Origin of the sequence: Pseudarthrobacter sulfonivorans, assembly GCF_001484605.1 — a bacterium.
GTDB lineage: Bacteria > Actinomycetota > Actinomycetes > Actinomycetales > Micrococcaceae > Arthrobacter > Arthrobacter sulfonivorans_A.
Genome location: NZ_CP013747.1, coordinates 3394872 through 3411295, shown reverse-complemented (window position 1 = coordinate 3411295; position 16424 = coordinate 3394872). Strand labels below are relative to the sequence as shown.

Here is a 16424-nt window from a genome sequence, read left to right as displayed (position 1 = left end):
TTACCCGCACCTCCGCAACGGCCGCGGATGGCAGTGAGCGCAATTCCGGTAAACCTGCGCCGTGACTGCATCAACCCGAGGAATCATGTCAAGATGCGCGCGTGGCCGTCTTCGTGGAATCATTCGGAAGTGCGCGCGTGGCGGGCTTGGGTTTGGCGGCTTGTTTGCTGGTCGTGAGCGTCAGTAGCTCGGCGGTGAGTGCCTGGATCTGGCGTTGAATGGCTGCCGGGTTCAGGGGCTGGTTTTCTCGGCCGAGTCGGGTTTTGTCCGTTTTGCGGACCGTGCCCTTGTCGGCCAGAACTCGCTGGTATGGCGTGGCAGGTAGGTCGTACTTCTTCGTGGTCTTCGCGCCGTTGCGCTCCTTGAAGACGAGTTTTTGCTGGGGGCCGAAGTGGTTGGTCAGCAGCCGCTGCAGCTCCCAGATCCGGTTCAGCAGATCCAGTTCGCCGGGGGTGTCGTACCGGTGGTAACCCACGGTCTGACGGACGATGTGCCAGTTCTTCTGCTCCACGTGGCGCCGTCGTTCTTGTTCCCTGACCGGGACCGGGTGAAGGTCAGTTTCTCCTGCTCGCACCAGCGAAAAAGCCCCCAGTTGATGAACTCGGACCCGTTGTCCGAATCGATGCCCAGGACGGGAAAGGGGAACTTCGCGGTCGCCTCTTTGATCGCGGCGAACACCCACTTCTGCGCCTTGTTCCGCACCGATACGGTCTCCGTCCAGCCCGTCGCGATGTCAGTGATATCCAGGGTGAAACAGAACTCGCCCTGGGAATTGCCGCCCTCGTGACCGACCAGGTCGATCTCCACGAAACCGGGTCTAGCATCATCCCATTCGGCCCAGGTCCGCATCGGGATGGAGTCCTTCAGCAGCGTTCCCGGCTTTGTATGGGACCGGCCCCGCGGATCCAGTTTGGCCCGGTCCGCCTTGAGCCGGCGGTCAATGGTCGCCGGCGCTATCCGCAACAGCAGCGCCGCCGTCCCGTCCTCGATCTGAAGCTCCTCGAACCGGCGCAGACGCGGAACCAGATCAGGCAGGGCCGCCGCCAGCAGCCGCCCGCACGGCGTGCCCTGCACCGCCCAACAGAACCGCAGGGCGTCGATCACAGAGCTGTCATAGACCAGCGGCCTCGGCGGGCGGGGACGGACAACCCTGATCCTCAGGACCAGACCCAGCGCCTTGCGAGCATGACTGCGGTGCCAGCCCGTCACCGCGCAGATCTGATCCAGGATCTCGCCCTTCCTGGCCTTGGAAGCACGGCGGTATTCCGTGGCCAGAACCTTCGTGACAGCCCTGCGTTCGCTCATCGTCAGCTCCATAGCAGCAGCCCTACCCCCGCCAGCGAACCGGCAGCCGCAGACACCCCGCTACGCGCGCATTACCAAATGATTCTTCGATACCCACTACGCGCGCATCTTCTACGAGTCAACGCGATCAATTGACTTTCAACCGAAAGAGGCACAAAGTGACGCCATACACCACGCCGTTGGTGATATCCGTTCATGGTGGGGGCTACAGCACGGATTTCTAATTGCTCTCACGCGATGAGCCGGCCAGCAGGCCGGAAGCGGGAAACCAGCAAGCAGCTCTTCCCCGTGAACTTCCCGTGCGCCACAATCCCAGATCTGCAGGATCCAGCCGATGAAACAGGTGCCGATGCTTCATACGCCGGCCGTCCCCGAGGCCCGCATCAGCGGTGACCTGAACGGAACAATCACTGCCTGGAATGCCGGCGCCGCCGAAATGTTCGGCTTCAGCGCTGGCGAAGCAATCGGCCGGAACTATGACCTGCTGACCACCACGAACGGAACCATCCTCCACCGTGAGGTCCTGGAACATCTCCGGGCCGGAAAAGGCTCCAGCGCGGTCCGGGCGCGCTGGCGGCGCCACGACGGCCGGGTCGCCGAGGTTTCACTCACGCACTCACCCCGGTTCGACGCCGACGGAATCCTGATCGGCAGCACCACCATCGCACGGGACGTCACTGCGGTGGCGCAGCTGCAGGACGAGGCCGGCAACGAACGCGAACGGCTCATCGAAGCCCAGGAGATGGCCCATGTGGGGAGCGCCGAATATGATTTCTCCTCGGGCCGGTGGTGGCATTCGGAGGAATTTGGCCGTCTTCTGGACCTCACCACGGGCGAGAACGTCTCAGTATCCATGCTTCTGGAAAAAATCCATCCCCAGGACCGCGACGGTGTCAGGACCGACTGGCATTCTTTGGACGGGGCCGGTTCCCGGCATGTTGACCGGGAGCTGCGCCTCATCCAACCAACCGGTGACGTGCGTTGGATTCAGGCCAGTGTCAGGGTCACCGGCACCGGCATCCGGACCAGGGTGCTCATCACCGCCCTGGACATCACCGCCCGTAAACTGGCCGAAGCCGTCCTGACCCATCAGGCATCCCATGACGCCCTGACCGGGCTACCCAACCGGATCCTGATCAACACCATCCTCCATGACCTCCTGGGCCGCAAAGCATCCAGGGTTGTGGTGTTTTTCCTCGACGTTGACCGGTTTAAGACCGTCAACGACGCCGTCGGCCATGCCGCCGGCGACGCCATCCTCACTCAGCTCGCGGCCAGGCTCCGTCCCGCCATCCGTCCCGGCGACACCGTTGGCCGGTTCGGCGGTGACGAATTCATCGTGATCTGCCAAAATCTGCACGCAACGGGGGCTACCGCCGTAGCCGAACGGCTCCGCGCCGCTGTCAAAGAGGCCTTCACCCTGGGCGGCCGCCGAATTTTCCTGAACATCAGCATCGGCATTGCTCCTGCCGGCCCGGGAGACACCGCGGAGACCATCCTCGACGCAGCCGACATGGCCATGTACCAAGCCAAAAACGCCGGCGGCGACCGCATCGCGGTCCGTGACTCCCGCACTCAGGCCGCCGCCACAGCCCGGCTCAACCTCGAATCCGACCTCCGCGTCGCCCTGGACCGGAACGAGCTCAGACTCCACTATCAACCCGTGATCGACGTCAAAACCGGGACGCCGATCGGTCTCGAAGCCCTCCTGCGCTGGGAACACCCCACACACGGCCTGCTCCAGCCCGCAAGCTTCATCAGCCTCGCCGAAGACAGTGGCCTGATCGTTCCCATTGGTAGCTGGGTCCTCAACCGAGCCCTCCAACAGACCCAACAATGGCGCAATACCCTGCCCGGCGCCAAGGATCTCACGATCTTCGTCAACGTCTCCGTGCGCCAACTCCAGGACCTGCGCTTCGTGGACGCCGTCCGGGACGCTCTCCGCGCGACGGGCATCAGCCCAGCCGCCGTCACCCTGGAAATCACCGAATCCGTACTCATGGATCAACGCGAACTGCCCACCGCCATCATCCAAGGCCTGCATGCGTGCGGCGTCGGCCTGGCCATCGACGATTTCGGTACCGGATACTCATCCCTGAGCCAGCTCCGGTGGCTATCCGCCCACACCCTGAAAATCGACGGGTCCTTCGTGTCAGAACTCGGCTATAAAGATCCCAGCAGCGCCTCCATCATCCAACTCATCCTCGGCATGGCCCGCGTCCTGAACCTCCGCGTCATCGCCGAAGGCGTCGAAACACCGGCGCAGCTGAACGAACTACGCAGGCTCGGTGTCCGCCACGCCCAGGGCTACCTCTGGTGCGCGCCCCTCCCGGCCCACGAAATACCAAAGCAGCTACAAACACATGCACCGGAACCCCCACTTCACAACGCCCAGCCCCGCAAACTCCCCCGTCGTTCGGATCGTTGAACTCACGAAAGTGCAGCGGCCAGACCGTCGGTTTGGTTAAGAGATGGAGTAGGTCAGCGTTGCAGTGTAGGTGTCCACCACGGCATCGTTTGGCACCGGAACGGTCAGGCTTGCGTTCCAGGTTGCCGTGTTGTTGCCGGAGACACCCGTGGCGGTCTGAACAATCCTGGGCGTGGTCGGATCGGTTGCCGTGGATGCCGTCACGGTTACGGTGCCTGTCGTCGTGGCCGCCGTCGGGGTGTACGTGGCGCCGGTGGAGGAAAGGGCGGCTCCGGTCGCATTACCTGTGAAGTCGGTGAGGGCAAGTGAGGCGCTCCAGCCGGCGGTGCCGGCGCGGTTGTCGTTCACCGTGACGCCCTGGAGGGCCATGGCGGCTGCGGCGCCCGGATCGTCCAGACCGAACGAGACTGACGCGGGGGCTGAACTGAAGCCAAGCGAACCTGAAGACACCACGAGAGTGGACAGGGTATCCGCGGTGGTGGCAGGTGGCGCCGCCGCCCCTGCGAGGGCAGCCGAGAAGGCAAGGGCCGCCGCCGCCCGGACGATCCTTGTGGCCGTCCCTGCCGGAGTCCGCACGGATGAGCCAGCGCGTGTTTCCATTTGTCAGTTTCAGAAGCCGACTGCACGGAATGTCAGAAGTCATCTGCACGGACCGGACGGCGGACACTCCGTCGTAAGGCGAACCTTTATCGGGGCGGAAATTGATTCTCCGATACGTGTTGGGATTTTGACAGGTTTCGACCTGGTGAAGAATGAACGGCAGATACTCCAGCAACCGGGCTCGGCCCGGAGGATGGCGTTGTGGTTTGGTCCGATCTTGTCTCCGACTTCAGCGTCAGCGCTGATGACGATGAAGTTCTCGCCGTCGCGGGGCCTTCATCCATGATCCAGGGCCACACTTCGTCCACCGGCCGACAAGATCGAGATATCGTGCAGATGGGTCAGCGCATTTTGGGATGCGCCTGCTAGCTGGCCCGAACGAAGGGATTCCGCGGCGGAAGTTCAGTCTCCGACGGCTATCCGGCCTCGGCGCACGATCAGCGGGTCGGGGTCGTGGACAACTGCGGTGTTCTTGCCGTCGTAGTCGAACTGATTTAGGAAGTAGCGCATGGCGTTGATACGTCCGCGCTTCTTGTCGTTGGATTTGATGGTGATCCAGGGTGCGTGATCTGTGTCGGTGCGGAGAAAGGTTTGCTCTTTGGCCTCGGTGTAGGACTCCCACCGGTCCAAGGAGGCAAGGTCCACGGGCGAGAGTTTCCAGCGCCGGACGGGGTCGATCTGGCGGATGGCGAAGCGGGTGCGCTGCTCGTGGCGGGTCACGGAGAACCAAAACTTATTCAAGTGGATCCCGGAGTTGACGAGCATTTCCTCGAAGACCGGCGCCTGCGTCATGAAGGCCTGGTATTCCGCGTCGGTGCAGAATCCCATGACGCGTTCGACGTTCGCACGGTTGTACCAGGAACGATCAAACATCACGATTTCACCTGCCGTGGGCAGGTGCTGGATGTATCGCTGGAAGTACCACTGGCCCTGTTCACGGTCCGACGGTTTGCCCAGCGCGACGGTCCTGGCGGAGCGGGGATCGAGGTGCTCGGTGAAGCGCTTGATCGTCCCTCCTTTGCCCGCCGCGTCGCGGCCCTCGAAAACGATCACATTCTTGAAACCGCGGTCCTGGCCCCAGTACTGGAATTTGAGCAGTTCGATCTGCAGGAGGTATTTCTCCGCCTCGTAGGCCTCGCGGGTCATCCGCTCGTCGTAGGGGTAGTCCTCCCGCCACGTCTCAACAGCCGAGCCGCCGGGGTCGATGAGCTCCGGGTCCTCGCCTTGCCCGCCGCGGACTGTGTATCCCTGCTCGACGAGGCGGTCGATGGCTTGGCGAAGATTATCCCTGACCCACCACGGGTCCTCGGGGGTCCACGGTTGCTCTGCCTCCACCATCCGGGTCTCCCTATGGCGCCGCGAAGTGTCGCCCGCAGTCTAACAGGGCAATCCCGTACGAGGCCGTTCAGGGCAGCGGGTGCTGAACGGTTCCTTCCAGGAAGGTCGGGTCGCTAGGGCGCGAATAGTGAGTGAGAGGGTCAAGCCGCCGCGGCCGTGGCCGTAGCGCTGGGCGTGGCCTGGATGCGGTAGATCTCCAGTTCAGCCATGTCCAGGAGTCGGCGGCCTCCGGTCAGGTCATCGGTGATCCAAAACAGTCCGTGGTCTGGGGCCAGCTCTGTGACGCGTCCGCGGTGGACCAGGACGGCCTTGTAGGTGGCGATAATTTCATCGCCGAGGTTTAGTTCAAGGCAGGAGCTGATGGCGATCTTTTTCGTTGCAGTCATGCTGGGTCCCCTCTGAATGTCTGATGCCCGCAGTATGCGCTGTCGAGGTTGACGTAACGTGTCCGGGGCGTGTCTTCGGTCGTGACCGCTAGGCGCCTTTTGGAAGTCGTTCCGGGCCAGGGAGGTCCGGTAGTGCCCGCACGGGGCAGCGCAACACCCTCATCTGATCCAGATCAAGGAGTTGGCGGGTACCTGTCTGTGCGTCGACAATCCATAAGAGTTCAAGGTCGGGGATAACTGTTAGGACTCGGCCGCGGTAGAGGAGCCTGTCCTCGTACCGGGCTTCAATGCGGTCGCCGGGGCGAAGCTCCGAGCAACTGAGTACAACGGACGGTGATCTGGTCATGGTCGTGGAATGACTTTTCGGTGTCCGATGAAAAGCAGCAGCATTGCCCCGCACGTCCTGATCCCACGTGCGGGACGCTGCCCGGTAACGCCGGTGTTGGCGGCGGAATCCAGGGGGAAGGCCTCTCGAGCGGAGACGCTCATCCATGCCCACGAGCTCGAGCGTATGGACCGTCCTCACTGACGCCGCGAATCTCACAACCTGGAATTCCAGGATCGCGGAACATCGCTGTAGACATCCGTCATGGCGCCACCATCCGAGTCATGCAACGCAGCGTCCGGCTAAGCGTGCAGCAACTCCCGGGACAGGTCAGGCAAGGGAAACCGGTCTTCCGCTGGGGCTTCGCACCCGCGCCCGGTTTTTTCCTCACAACCTCAAGGCTGCTGACCGGGTTCCATTGAAAGAGGGCGTCAGCGGGCCTCTGCTCCTCCGATTGTCCCGGACGGCGCGACAGTGGTCCGTGCAGTCGCTTGGTTCGTCGCCGATGCGCTCCGGACCCGCGCCGAGCTGTCCGACCGCCGGCTCTGAGCGGGCCATCCACTGAGCATGTCTTGTTCTTCAATCCAACATAGTTGCAGGCTCCCGCCTGAGACTGCGGTTCTTCCACTCGATGTGTTCAGCGCCGCCGGGTAGCGTGAGATCGAAGGCCCTGCCGGTCCCCCATCGGCGGGGCTTTTGCTTGCCTCCAGACCCTCCCTAATCTTCTTGACGTCCTGAACGGGCAGACTCACACTGGGCTGGTGGATAACGAAACTGAAGAACATCTCGTGACACGTGTTGTGGAGCGGCTTGCGGCCCGTTACCCCGAGGCGTCTCGTACGCTAATCACCGAAATAGTCGGCGAGGAATACCATGGCCTGGATGGTGGGCGCATTCGTGCCTATGTACCGACCCTGGTCGAAAACGGCGCCCGCACCCGGCTGCACCGTACCCTCAAGAACAGCTCTGCTGACGGATAAACCCGCTGGAGCAGCAGCTGCTAAATCAGGTGGAACAAGCAAGGGCGAATGCCGCGTACTCGAGGGAATAACAGTTTCTGTCGTGCCCGGCGGCCGGGGACGTAAAATTTGCTATGGCCACAACACCGGTTGTTGAGATCGAACGGAAGTTTGATGTCGAGGACTCGGTCCTCCTTCCCTCATTCCAGGACCTGCCCGGGGTTGACCGCACGGACAAGCCCGGGGAGCACCGGCTGGAGGCCGACTACTTCGATACCAAGGACCTGCGCCTGGCATCTGCGCAGGTAACGCTCCGCCGACGAACCGGCGGCGAGGACGCAGGATGGCACCTGAAGCTCCCCTCCGCCGCGGACGAGCGGAGGGAATTCCACGAACCGCTTGGCAAGGTCGACGATGGGGTTCCCGAAGCACTCCTGAAGCTCGTGCGCGTGCACACGAGAGGGCGGGCCCTGAACCCGGTCGCGAGGCTGAAGACCCGACGCATCGTGCACCGTCTCCTGAACAAGAAGGGCGAGGTTCTCGCCAGTGTCAGTGATGACACCGTGGAAGCCGAGACCCTCACGCCCAAACGGGCTCTCCGGCGCTGGCGTGAGTGGGAGATCGAACTCGTCGAGGGCTCCCGGGACCTGCTTGATGCCGCTCAGGACCGGCTGGCAGCTGCGGGCGTCCGGCTCTCCGCCCATCCATCCAAGCTGGCCCGCGCGCTCGGCCGGGATCCGCAGGCCTCCACGAACTCAGCACCGAACCCGAAACCCAAGAGCCCAGCGGCGGATGTCCTGCTCGCCTATCTCAGCGAACAAGTCCGGGAGCTCAAGGCCCAGGACCCCCTCGTCCGGCTTGACGCCCCGGACGCGGTCCATAAGATGCGGGTAGCCACGCGGAGAATGCGCTCGGTGCTGGCGACGTTCAGGAAACTGCTGGGTGACGCCAACTTAGTAGGCGCCCTCCGGGATGAACTGAAGTGGCTCGCCGGCGTGCTCGGTGCGGCCCGCGACGCCGAAGTCATGCACGCCCGCCTCAAGGACATGGTCGCCGAAGAACCGGGTGAGCTTGTTATGGGCCCCGTCGCCCGCCGCATCGATCTTGAACTCGACGCCGACTACCAAAAAGCCCACACGAAAGTACTGAAAACACTGAACGGGCCGCGCTACTTCCGCCTCCTCGACTCCCTCGAAACCGTTCTTACCGGCCCGCCACGGTCACCGCTTGCGGCCAAACCGGCCCGCAAAGTGATCCCGCGGCTGGTCAAACGGGACGTCAAGCGCCTGCGTGCTGCAGTCCGGGACGCTAAGCGGAACCCGGCCGGAACCAGCGACCATCCAGCCCTGCACGAGGCAAGGAAAGACGGCAAACGGCTGCGCTACGCCGCCGAAGCAGCAACGCCCATCAGTCCCAAGAAGGCCGCCCGGCTCGCGGATGCGGCCCAGGATGTCCAGAAGATCCTGGGCGACCATCAGGACAGCGTCGTCACCCGGGACCTGCTGCGCAGGCTCGGAGCCGAGGCCTTCGTCCAGGGGGAAAACGGGTTCACCTATGGCCGGCTTCACGCGCTGGAGCAGGCCGCTGCGGTGGAAGCTGAAGCCCGTTTCCACCGTCAATGGAAGAAGTTCCCGGCCGCTTCCCTATAGAAGTGACGACCCATGCCGGTGCTGATGCTTCAGCGCGCGGCCCGAAAGGCTTCGACGAACAGCTGCGCCCGCTCTTGGATGTACTGCTCTACCGGGATGAAGCTCGGACGGGATTTGGGTTCATGGGCCCGGCTAACGGCCACGATGTAAAGCCGGGACGTTTCGGTGTCGAGAACGAGACGCGGCGGGGGGAATTCTTCTGTGGCGCCTTCCTCGTCGCCGGCGTCCTCCAGATCCTGTTCCCGCGCGAGCTGCACGTACCTGATGATGGCCTCCGTGAGAGGCACTCCGAGGCCAGTGCCGAGCTCCAGTTCTCCGGCCCGGGTGATAGTGAAGTACACCGGGCCATGCGGATGGCAGGTCAAACCCTCGGCCGTTGGGCGGAAGCGGGCGTCCGACACAGGGAAGGAAGCATCGGGCAGGGTAGTGAGTACCCCGGCCGCGGCGTACGTTTCAAGAGTCCGGTACCCGAGGGCCCGAAAGAACGGCACGAGCAACTCCAGCCGGCGCCTCAACTCCCTATCGTCCAGGTCACGCATGGCCCCGATACTACTCCCGGTGGTTCGGGTTGATACGAACAGAAATCTTCGCTGAAGAGGCTACTGATTAGGGCAGGAGCGTTCTGTCAGGGCCCTTTTTCGGCCACACTGGGATGGTGACAGCTCACCGCCCGCAGCTGGCCCGCGCTGCTGACGCCGCCCCGCCGCGCACCCTGGTGCAGATTCTTCTGGAAAGCGCTGAAGGGTTTCCGGATTCCTCAGCTTTGGACGACGGGCGCACCTCGCTCAGTTACGCGGAGCTGCTCCGCCATGTGAAGGTCTATGCCCGCCGCTTGCACCAGGCCGGAATTGGCGCCGGCGACAAGGTCGGCGTGCGGATCCCCTCGGGGACAAACGAGCTGTACCTGGCGATCCTGGCCATCCTGCACGTGGGCGCGGCCTATGTCCCGGTCGACGCCGATGACCCGGACGAGCGGGCACGGCTGGTCTTCGAAGAGGCCGGTGTTGCTGGGATCGTGCGGGCAGGTGAGATCATCACCTCCCCGGACCGGGTCCGGCCCTTCCCCGCACCCCGGCAACCCACACCCGAGGACGATGCGTGGGTGATCTTCACCTCCGGATCCACCGGCACCCCGAAAGGTGTGGCAGTCACACACTGCTCCGCCGCGGCGTTTGTCGACGCCGAAGCGCGCCTGTTCCTGCAAGCGGAGCCGATTGGGACCTCGGACCGGGTCCTGGCCGGGCTGTCCGTGGCATTTGATGCTTCCTGCGAGGAAATGTGGCTGGCCTGGCGCAACGGCGCCTGCCTGGTTCCGGCTCCACGGTCCCTGGTCAGGACCGGGATGGATCTGGGCCCTTGGCTGATCACCAACGGCATCACCGTCGTCTCCACGGTCCCCACCCTCGCAGGGCTCTGGCCCGCCGAATCCCTCGAGGCGGTGCGGCTCCTGATCTTCGGCGGCGAAGCCTGCCCACCGGAACTCGCAGCCCGTCTCGCGGTGGAGGAACGCGAGGTATGGAACACCTACGGCCCGACCGAAGCAACAGTGGTAGCGTCCGCGGCGCGGATGGACGGGACTGGCCCGGTGCGAATCGGACTTCCCCTGGACGGCTGGGACCTGGCCGTCGTCGACCCGGCAGGAATCCCGGTGGCAGAGGGCGGGACCGGCGAACTGATCATCGGCGGCGTGGGCCTGGCAAGGTACCTGGACCCCGCCAAGGACGCGGAAAAGTACGCGCCCATGGATACCCTCGGCTGGGACCGGGCATACCGCAGCGGGGACCTGGTCCGCTACGAACCTGACGGCCTCATCTTTGTCGGACGCGCCGACGAACAGGTCAAACTCGGCGGCCGCCGGATCGAACTCGGAGAAATCGACGCCGCCCTCCAGTCCCTGCCGGGCATCCACTCGGCTGCGGCCGCCGTGCAAACCACAGCAGCAGGCAACCAAATCCTTGTCGGCTACCTGGTGCCGGCACCAGGCACCGCCACGGACCTGTCCGCGGCGCGGCAACTGCTGGCCGACAGGCTGTCGGCAGCACTGATCCCCCTGCTGGCCGGCGTGGATTCCCTCCCAGTCAAGACCAGCGGCAAGGTCGACCGGAATGCCCTGCCGTGGCCGCTGGAAGCACAACCCGCGGGAGGATCAACTCCAGGCCTGGACCTGGACGACCGCTCCGGATGGATCGCGGATCAATGGACCGATGTCCTGGGCGCCGCCCCTGAGGGCGTGGACGCAGACTTCTTCGCCCACGGCGGAGGCAGCCTGGCCGCGGCCAGGCTGGTCTCGGCCCTGCGCGTGCGCTACCCCACCATCACGGTCGCGGACATCTACGACCGCCCACGTCTGGGCGCACTGATCGAACTGGCCCGCCTATCCTCCCCTGACGGCGGCAGCGAAGCGTCCGCCTCCCAGGTGCGCACCGTGAAGCCCCCAGCGATAACGTCACAGCTTTTCCAACTCCTTGCCGGGATCCCGCTGCACCTTCTGGTGTCCATGCGGTGGCTGACGTACCTGATGGCCATCAACAACGTCCTCGCGTCCACCGGGATCCTACGGCTGGCCCCCGCTGTGTCCTGGTGGTGGGTGCTGGCTTCCTGGGCAGTTTTCGTCAGCCCGTGGGGACGAATGGCGATCTCTGCCGCCGCCGCCCGGCTCCTGCTCCGCGCCGTCACTCCAGGCAGCTATCCACGCTCCGGGAACGTGCACCTGCGATTGTGGCTGGCCGAACAGATCTCGGACCTCTCCGGCGCGGTAAGCCTCGCCGGAGCACCCTGGGTACCCTACTATGCACGGGCCCTCGGGGCGAAGATCGGCAAGGACGTGGACCTGCATTCCGTCCCGCCCGTGACCGGGATGCTGAGCCTGGGCACGGGCTGCTCCATCGAACCCGAAGTGGACCTTTCGGGATGGTGGATCGACGGGGACCTGGTGCACATCGGACACATCCGGGTAGGTCCGGGCGCCACCGTAGGTTCACGCAGCACCCTGATGGCCGGCACAAAGATCGGCGCCGGCGCCGAAATCGCCCCGGGTTCTGCGGTACTGGGCAAAGTGAAGGCCAACCAGCGTTTCGCCGGCTCGCCGGCACAGCGCCTCGGCAAAGCACAGCAGCACCGGCCCGCCCCTCCCCCGTCCGGGGTAACAGCAATGATCTGGTTTCCCGCCTACGCGATGGCCTCCGCGGTACTTGCCACCATCCCTTACGTTTCGGCAGCCGCGGGAGCGCTGGTAGTGATCGCCGCAGTCCGCGGCCAGGACTCACTCTCGTCCTCCTGGCCCGTGCTGCTGTGGGCGGTCCCGGTGGCGGCGGTCATCTGGTTCGCCTCCAACATGATCCTGATCGCCGCCATCGTCCGACTCCTCGGACTGGGCCTGGCACCTGGCCACTACCGGGTCCGCAGCCTTACCGGCTGGCGGGTCTGGGCCACCGAACGCCTCCTGGACCTTGCCAGGGACCTCCTCTTTCCGCTCTACGCGAGCCTGTTCACCCCCGTCTGGCTGCGGCTCCTCGGAGCCACGGTGGGCAAGAACGTCGAAGCGTCCACAGTGCTGTTGCTGCCGTCGATGACCACGGTCGGAGACGGGGCGTTCCTGTCCGATGACACCATGATCGCCTCCTACGAACTCGGCGGCGGATGGATGAGCATAGGCCGGGCCAAAATCGGGAAACGGGCGTTCCTGGGTAATTCCGGGATGACCGGGGCGGGGCGCAGCGTCCCGAAGAACTCCCTCATCGCTGTCCTTTCCGCGACACCGGCCAAGGCCAAGTCCGGGACCTCCTGGCTGGGCAGCCCGCCGGTCCGGCTGCGCAGGGCACGGATGGACATGGATCAGAGCCTGACCTTCAACCCTCCGCTGAGGTTGAAGGTTTACCGGTCCTGCTGGGAACTAGGACGCGGCGTCCCAGTGATCCTGACCGCCACGATCGCCGCCGCGGTCCTGACCGTTCTTGACCTTTTGGCTGCCCGAGGCGGCTACGTCGTCGCGGCGCTGCTCGGTACGGTGGTGGTTTTGGCCGCCGGTGCCGTGGCAGCGGGGAGCTCCGTCGCCGCCAAATGGCTGCTCGTGGGCAGGATCCGTCCTGGTGAACACCCGTTATGGAGTTCGTTCATCTGGCGCAACGAGGTGGTGGACACGTTCATCGAAATGGTCACTGCCCCGTGGTTTGCCCGCGCCGCGGCCGGAACCCCGGCCCTGGTGTGGTGGCTGCGCGCCCTCGGCGCCCGCATCGGATCCGGCGCCTGGTGCGAAAGCTACTGGCTCCCCGAAGCGGACCTCGTCACGCTCGGCCCGAGCTCCACCGTCAACCGCGGCTGCGTCGTCCAGACCCACCTCTTCCATGACCGGGTCATGAGTATCGACACCGTCTCCCTTGACGCAGGGGCGACCATGGGCCCGCACGGCGTCATCCTCCCCGCCGCCCGGATCGGTGCCGGGGGCACCGTCGGACCCGCGTCCCTGGTCATGCGCGGTGAAACGGTCCCTGCGGGCAGTTACTGGATCGGCAACCCCGTCAGCCCCTGGACCAACCCGCCGGACACGTCGTCGGCCACGGTTCCTGCCCGGGAAGCCCGGGAGCCATGAACGCCGACCGCCAGCCCGCGGCCGGGGAACGAATCCGGACCCGGCCTGCCACCGCAGATCTCGTGGCTGCGGACTCCTACACTCCCGGGCACGGAAGCGTCGGCTACCAGGTCTCCCGCTATGAGCTGTACCTGGATTACCAGGTCATCACCAACCGGCTCGCCGGCCACGCCGCCATCACGGCCCGGGCCTCCACAGCACTTACCACGATCACATTGAACCTTGCCGGGCTGCGCGTGCTGAGGCTTCAGCTGGACGGGAAACGGTCACGGTTCATTCAACGCGGCAACCAGCTGATCATCACACCAAACCGGCCCCAGCCGGCCGGCAGCGGCTTCAGCCTCGACGTCCGCTACGGCGGCACCCCGGCGCCGTTGCGCGGCATCTGGGGCGCAGTCGGCTGGGAAGAACTCACCGACGGGGTCCTGGTCGCCGGACAACCTACCGGCGCCCCCACATGGTTTCCCTGCAACGATCACCCGGGCCAGAAAGCCAGCTACGGCTACACGATCACCACCGACGCCAACTATCGGGTCATCTGCAACGGCGTCCCGGTTTCACGCCACGCCAACGGCAGCCGCGAAACCTGGGTCTTCGAACAGCCAGAACCCATGGCATGTTACCTTGCCACCGTCCAGATCGGCCGCTACGACCTCCAGCCCCTGACCTTCCACACACATCCCCCTGCCCACCGGGCAGCCCGCCCCGACGGGCCGCGTCCGGTCCCCCAGTTCCTGGCAGCACCGCAAATCCTGATGACGAAAGCCCGGACCGCCCTGGCTCGCCAAGGGCAGATGATGGACACTTTCCAAACCTGTTTCGGACCGTACCCCTTCGCCACATACACCGTCGTGGTCCCCGCCGACGGACTAGAAATGCCGATCGAAGCCCAGTCCCTGTCCGTCTTCGGACCCAACCACCTCAACCAGGGCTGGGAATCCCAGCGCCTCATAGCGCACGAACTGGCCCACCAATGGTTCGGAAACTCACTCACCGCCGCCACCTGGTCCGATATCTGGCTCCACGAAGGATTCGCCTGCTACGCCGAATGGCTCTGGTCAGAAGCCTCGGGAAACTCCACCGCACCAACCCAGGCCAAGGCTGCATGGCGTGCACTGTCCGTCAACGCCCAGGACCTCGCCGTGGGCGACCCGGGCCCGGCCAACATGTTCGATGACCGGGTCTACACACGCGGCGCCCTCGCCGTCCACGCCCTACGCAGAGCCGCCGGCGACGCCCTGTTCTTCAGGCTCCTCAGAGCCTGGACCGACGAACACCGCCACGGATCCGTCACCACCCCCGACCTGTTCGCCACCGCCGACCGGATCTGCGGTGCAGTCCCGGGATTCGACGCCCGCACCATCCTCACGCCCTGGCTGTATCAGCTTCCACTGCCCCGACTCTGAGAGTTTCACGGCTAGTCTGAGCACTGTGGTCGACGTTGGGGCTCAGTGGCCCGCAGAATCTGCCCTTGGATCGTCCGGAGCTACGCACCTTGCCTGATGAGCAGTGGCCGGAAGGTCCGGTCGTACTCGGGACCGCCTGGGATTTCTCCGAGCAGCTGGTGAGCGCGGCAGCCTCTCTCGCCGACGGCCTGGATCTGCATCTCGTGTGTGCCTTTGTGGACCCGGCCACGTACCTGACCGAATGGGAGCCAGATGATGCCCGCGCAGCACACTCCCTTGATCCGGCAGTAAATGAAGAGGCACAATTTCCTTCCGGGCAGCTCCTGCGACGTCTCGAATCGGAGCTCGGACCGCCGGGACAGCGCTGGTCATTCCGCGTTCTCAACGGCGACCCTGCCAAGGCCCTCAGCCGTCTGGCGGAAAGCACCGGAGCGGCACTGATCATCGTCGGCGGTCCCCGGCCAGAAATCACCGCCCGTATGAGCCGGCTTCTGGAAGGCTCTGTTTCTGCGTTGCTGATTCGGCATCAGAAGCGGCCCGTACTGGTTATCCCCGACAGAGAATGATGGCGGGCCTCCGCCCAACCACCCCACGACCTACCGACCATGAGAGCTCCGCCGTCAAGAGCTGAAATCACGTAGCGTCCTGGGACCGACACGGTCCGCTAGGGCCAGCGCAGCCCGGCCGGTTGCCCGTGGTAAACCTTCACCTCGGCGATGGCCGGCTCCCAAATGCCGAAGGCGGCGGCGATGTCCGCGCCGTCCCTGCTTCCGATCAGGTCCCTGATCAGCCTCGGGCTCACCTCCGAGACCCCGTGCCCCGAGCGGGTTGCTCCGCTGAGTACGGAAGCGATCCGTTCAATCCCCGCCCAATTCGCGTCGGCGACGGACAGCGCCACGGCCAACACCGCAGGATCCGTGGCCGCCGGCCCTGGATAGTCACCCGATGGCGGACTGCCGGACAGGCCAGCCTGGTACAGCGCCCAGATCCACTCCGCCGCCTCCCGCACCGAGGTATCCGAACGGGTAGCCAGCACCGCCTCGGCTGCCGGACCGCTCCAGCAAACCACCGCCCAACTGAAACGATCAGACCCGCGCGTCAGGCCCAGCGGATTCCCTCGGCACACTTGCCCGGTGACAGCGGACTGCAGGGAGCGCCCGGTTGCCAGGCAGCCCAGTGCATGTCCGGCGTTGTGAACGGCGGCCACAAAGGGTTTTTCAGGGCTCTGATATGGCCCACTGGGCAAGTCCAGGATATTTCCTTATCTGATGCCGGTGCCGTGGCACGGCATTGAGACAAATTCCCCAGCACCTGGAACTTCTTCCGGCAGATGAGGGTGGGCCACCACCATCCGTGGAGCGCCGCTCGGCAGATGGGAACGTTGCCACCAAAAAGGTCAGACAAGAGAAGGTCCGCCGCACTGCAGACCAGGTGCAACCA

13 protein-coding genes are annotated in these 16424 nt (G+C 64.8%); 6 read left to right on the top strand and 7 right to left on the bottom strand.

Going from position 1 to position 16424, the window contains the following annotated elements; genetic code table 11:
* Window positions 1-88: 88 nt before the first annotated feature.
* Entirely contained in the window at window positions 89-475 is a 387-nt protein-coding gene (locus tag AU252_RS24310; RefSeq protein ID WP_205630584.1) for a hypothetical protein, read from the bottom strand.
* Window positions 430-1305, bottom strand: coding sequence for an integrase catalytic domain-containing protein (locus tag AU252_RS15415; protein ID WP_205630583.1), 876 nt, complete (start codon window positions 1303-1305; stop codon window positions 430-432). The genes AU252_RS24310 and AU252_RS15415 overlap by 46 nt, the downstream gene beginning before the upstream one ends.
* Window positions 1306-1639: 334 nt before the next feature.
* On the opposite strand from AU252_RS15415, the gene AU252_RS15410 reads away from it, so the two are divergent.
* Complete coding sequence (locus AU252_RS15410; RefSeq protein ID WP_058931479.1) at window positions 1640-3733, top strand: putative bifunctional diguanylate cyclase/phosphodiesterase; 2094 nt, start codon at window positions 1640-1642, stop codon at window positions 3731-3733.
* Between the two features lie 36 nt (window positions 3734-3769).
* Here the strand turns inward: AU252_RS15410 and AU252_RS15405 are convergent, their stop codons facing one another.
* The 3 genes from AU252_RS15405 to AU252_RS15395 form a co-directional block, all read right to left on the bottom strand.
* Window positions 3770-4333 (bottom strand): hypothetical protein, encoded by a 564-nt coding sequence (locus tag AU252_RS15405; protein ID WP_058931478.1) that lies wholly within the window; start codon window positions 4331-4333, stop codon window positions 3770-3772.
* A gap of 402 nt (window positions 4334-4735) precedes the next feature.
* Window positions 4736-5671, bottom strand: coding sequence for a polyphosphate kinase 2 (ppk2, locus tag AU252_RS15400; RefSeq protein ID WP_058931477.1), 936 nt, complete (start codon window positions 5669-5671; stop codon window positions 4736-4738).
* A 140-nt stretch (window positions 5672-5811) separates the two neighbouring features.
* Window positions 5812-6057: a hypothetical protein gene (locus tag AU252_RS15395; RefSeq protein WP_058931476.1), complete on the bottom strand. Its 246-nt coding sequence runs from the start codon at window positions 6055-6057 to the stop codon at window positions 5812-5814.
* A gap of 1086 nt (window positions 6058-7143) precedes the next feature.
* Here AU252_RS15395 and AU252_RS23300 point away from each other — a divergent pair.
* Both AU252_RS23300 and AU252_RS15390 read left to right on the top strand, forming a co-directional pair.
* Window positions 7144-7362 (top strand): three-helix bundle dimerization domain-containing protein, encoded by a 219-nt coding sequence (locus AU252_RS23300; protein ID WP_083510425.1) that lies wholly within the window; start codon window positions 7144-7146, stop codon window positions 7360-7362.
* A gap of 113 nt (window positions 7363-7475) precedes the next feature.
* Window positions 7476-8990, top strand: a complete 1515-nt coding sequence (locus AU252_RS15390) for a CYTH and CHAD domain-containing protein (protein WP_083510424.1) — start codon at window positions 7476-7478, stop codon at window positions 8988-8990.
* A gap of 29 nt (window positions 8991-9019) precedes the next feature.
* Here the strand turns inward: AU252_RS15390 and AU252_RS15385 are convergent, their stop codons facing one another.
* Entirely contained in the window at window positions 9020-9529 is a 510-nt protein-coding gene (locus AU252_RS15385; RefSeq protein WP_058931475.1) for a hypothetical protein, read from the bottom strand.
* A 113-nt stretch (window positions 9530-9642) separates the two neighbouring features.
* On the opposite strand from AU252_RS15385, the gene AU252_RS15380 reads away from it, so the two are divergent.
* The 3 genes from AU252_RS15380 to AU252_RS15370 all read left to right on the top strand — a co-directional run bounded on the left by AU252_RS15380 (window position 9643) and on the right by AU252_RS15370 (window position 15550).
* A complete protein-coding gene (locus AU252_RS15380; RefSeq protein WP_058931474.1) occupies window positions 9643-13578 on the top strand; it encodes a Pls/PosA family non-ribosomal peptide synthetase in 3936 nt (1311 codons plus the stop codon).
* Window positions 13575-14984, top strand: coding sequence for a M1 family metallopeptidase (locus tag AU252_RS15375; RefSeq protein ID WP_083510423.1), 1410 nt, complete (start codon window positions 13575-13577; stop codon window positions 14982-14984). Before AU252_RS15380 ends, AU252_RS15375 begins: the two co-directional genes overlap by 4 nt.
* A 65-nt stretch (window positions 14985-15049) precedes the next feature.
* Window positions 15050-15550, top strand: a complete 501-nt coding sequence (locus AU252_RS15370; RefSeq protein WP_058931473.1) for a universal stress protein — start codon at window positions 15050-15052, stop codon at window positions 15548-15550.
* A 98-nt stretch (window positions 15551-15648) separates the two neighbouring features.
* On the opposite strand, the gene AU252_RS15365 is transcribed toward AU252_RS15370, so the two are convergent.
* Complete coding sequence (locus AU252_RS15365) at window positions 15649-16191, bottom strand: hypothetical protein (RefSeq protein ID WP_058931472.1); 543 nt, start codon at window positions 16189-16191, stop codon at window positions 15649-15651.
* Window positions 16192-16424 lie beyond the last annotated feature (233 nt).

What these genes read in the sequence shown, in the direction of transcription:
- AU252_RS15415 (WP_205630583.1), bottom strand. Translation starts at nt 1,305, where the DNA reads ATGAGCGAACGCAGGGCTGTCACGAAGGTTCTGGCCACGGAATACCGC.
- AU252_RS15410 (WP_058931479.1), top strand. Translation starts at nt 1,640, where the DNA reads ATGAAACAGGTGCCGATGCTTCATACGCCGGCCGTCCCCGAGGCCCGC.
- AU252_RS15405 (WP_058931478.1), bottom strand. Translation starts at nt 4,333, where the DNA reads ATGGAAACACGCGCTGGCTCATCCGTGCGGACTCCGGCAGGGACGGCC.
- ppk2 (WP_058931477.1), bottom strand. Translation starts at nt 5,671, where the DNA reads ATGGTGGAGGCAGAGCAACCGTGGACCCCCGAGGACCCGTGGTGGGTC.
- AU252_RS15395 (WP_058931476.1), bottom strand. Translation starts at nt 6,057, where the DNA reads ATGACTGCAACGAAAAAGATCGCCATCAGCTCCTGCCTTGAACTAAAC.
- AU252_RS15390 (WP_083510424.1), top strand. Translation starts at nt 7,476, where the DNA reads ATGGCCACAACACCGGTTGTTGAGATCGAACGGAAGTTTGATGTCGAG.
- AU252_RS15385 (WP_058931475.1), bottom strand. Translation starts at nt 9,529, where the DNA reads ATGCGTGACCTGGACGATAGGGAGTTGAGGCGCCGGCTGGAGTTGCTC.
- AU252_RS15380 (WP_058931474.1), top strand. Translation starts at nt 9,643, where the DNA reads ATGGTGACAGCTCACCGCCCGCAGCTGGCCCGCGCTGCTGACGCCGCC.
- AU252_RS15375 (WP_083510423.1), top strand. Translation starts at nt 13,575, where the DNA reads ATGAACGCCGACCGCCAGCCCGCGGCCGGGGAACGAATCCGGACCCGG.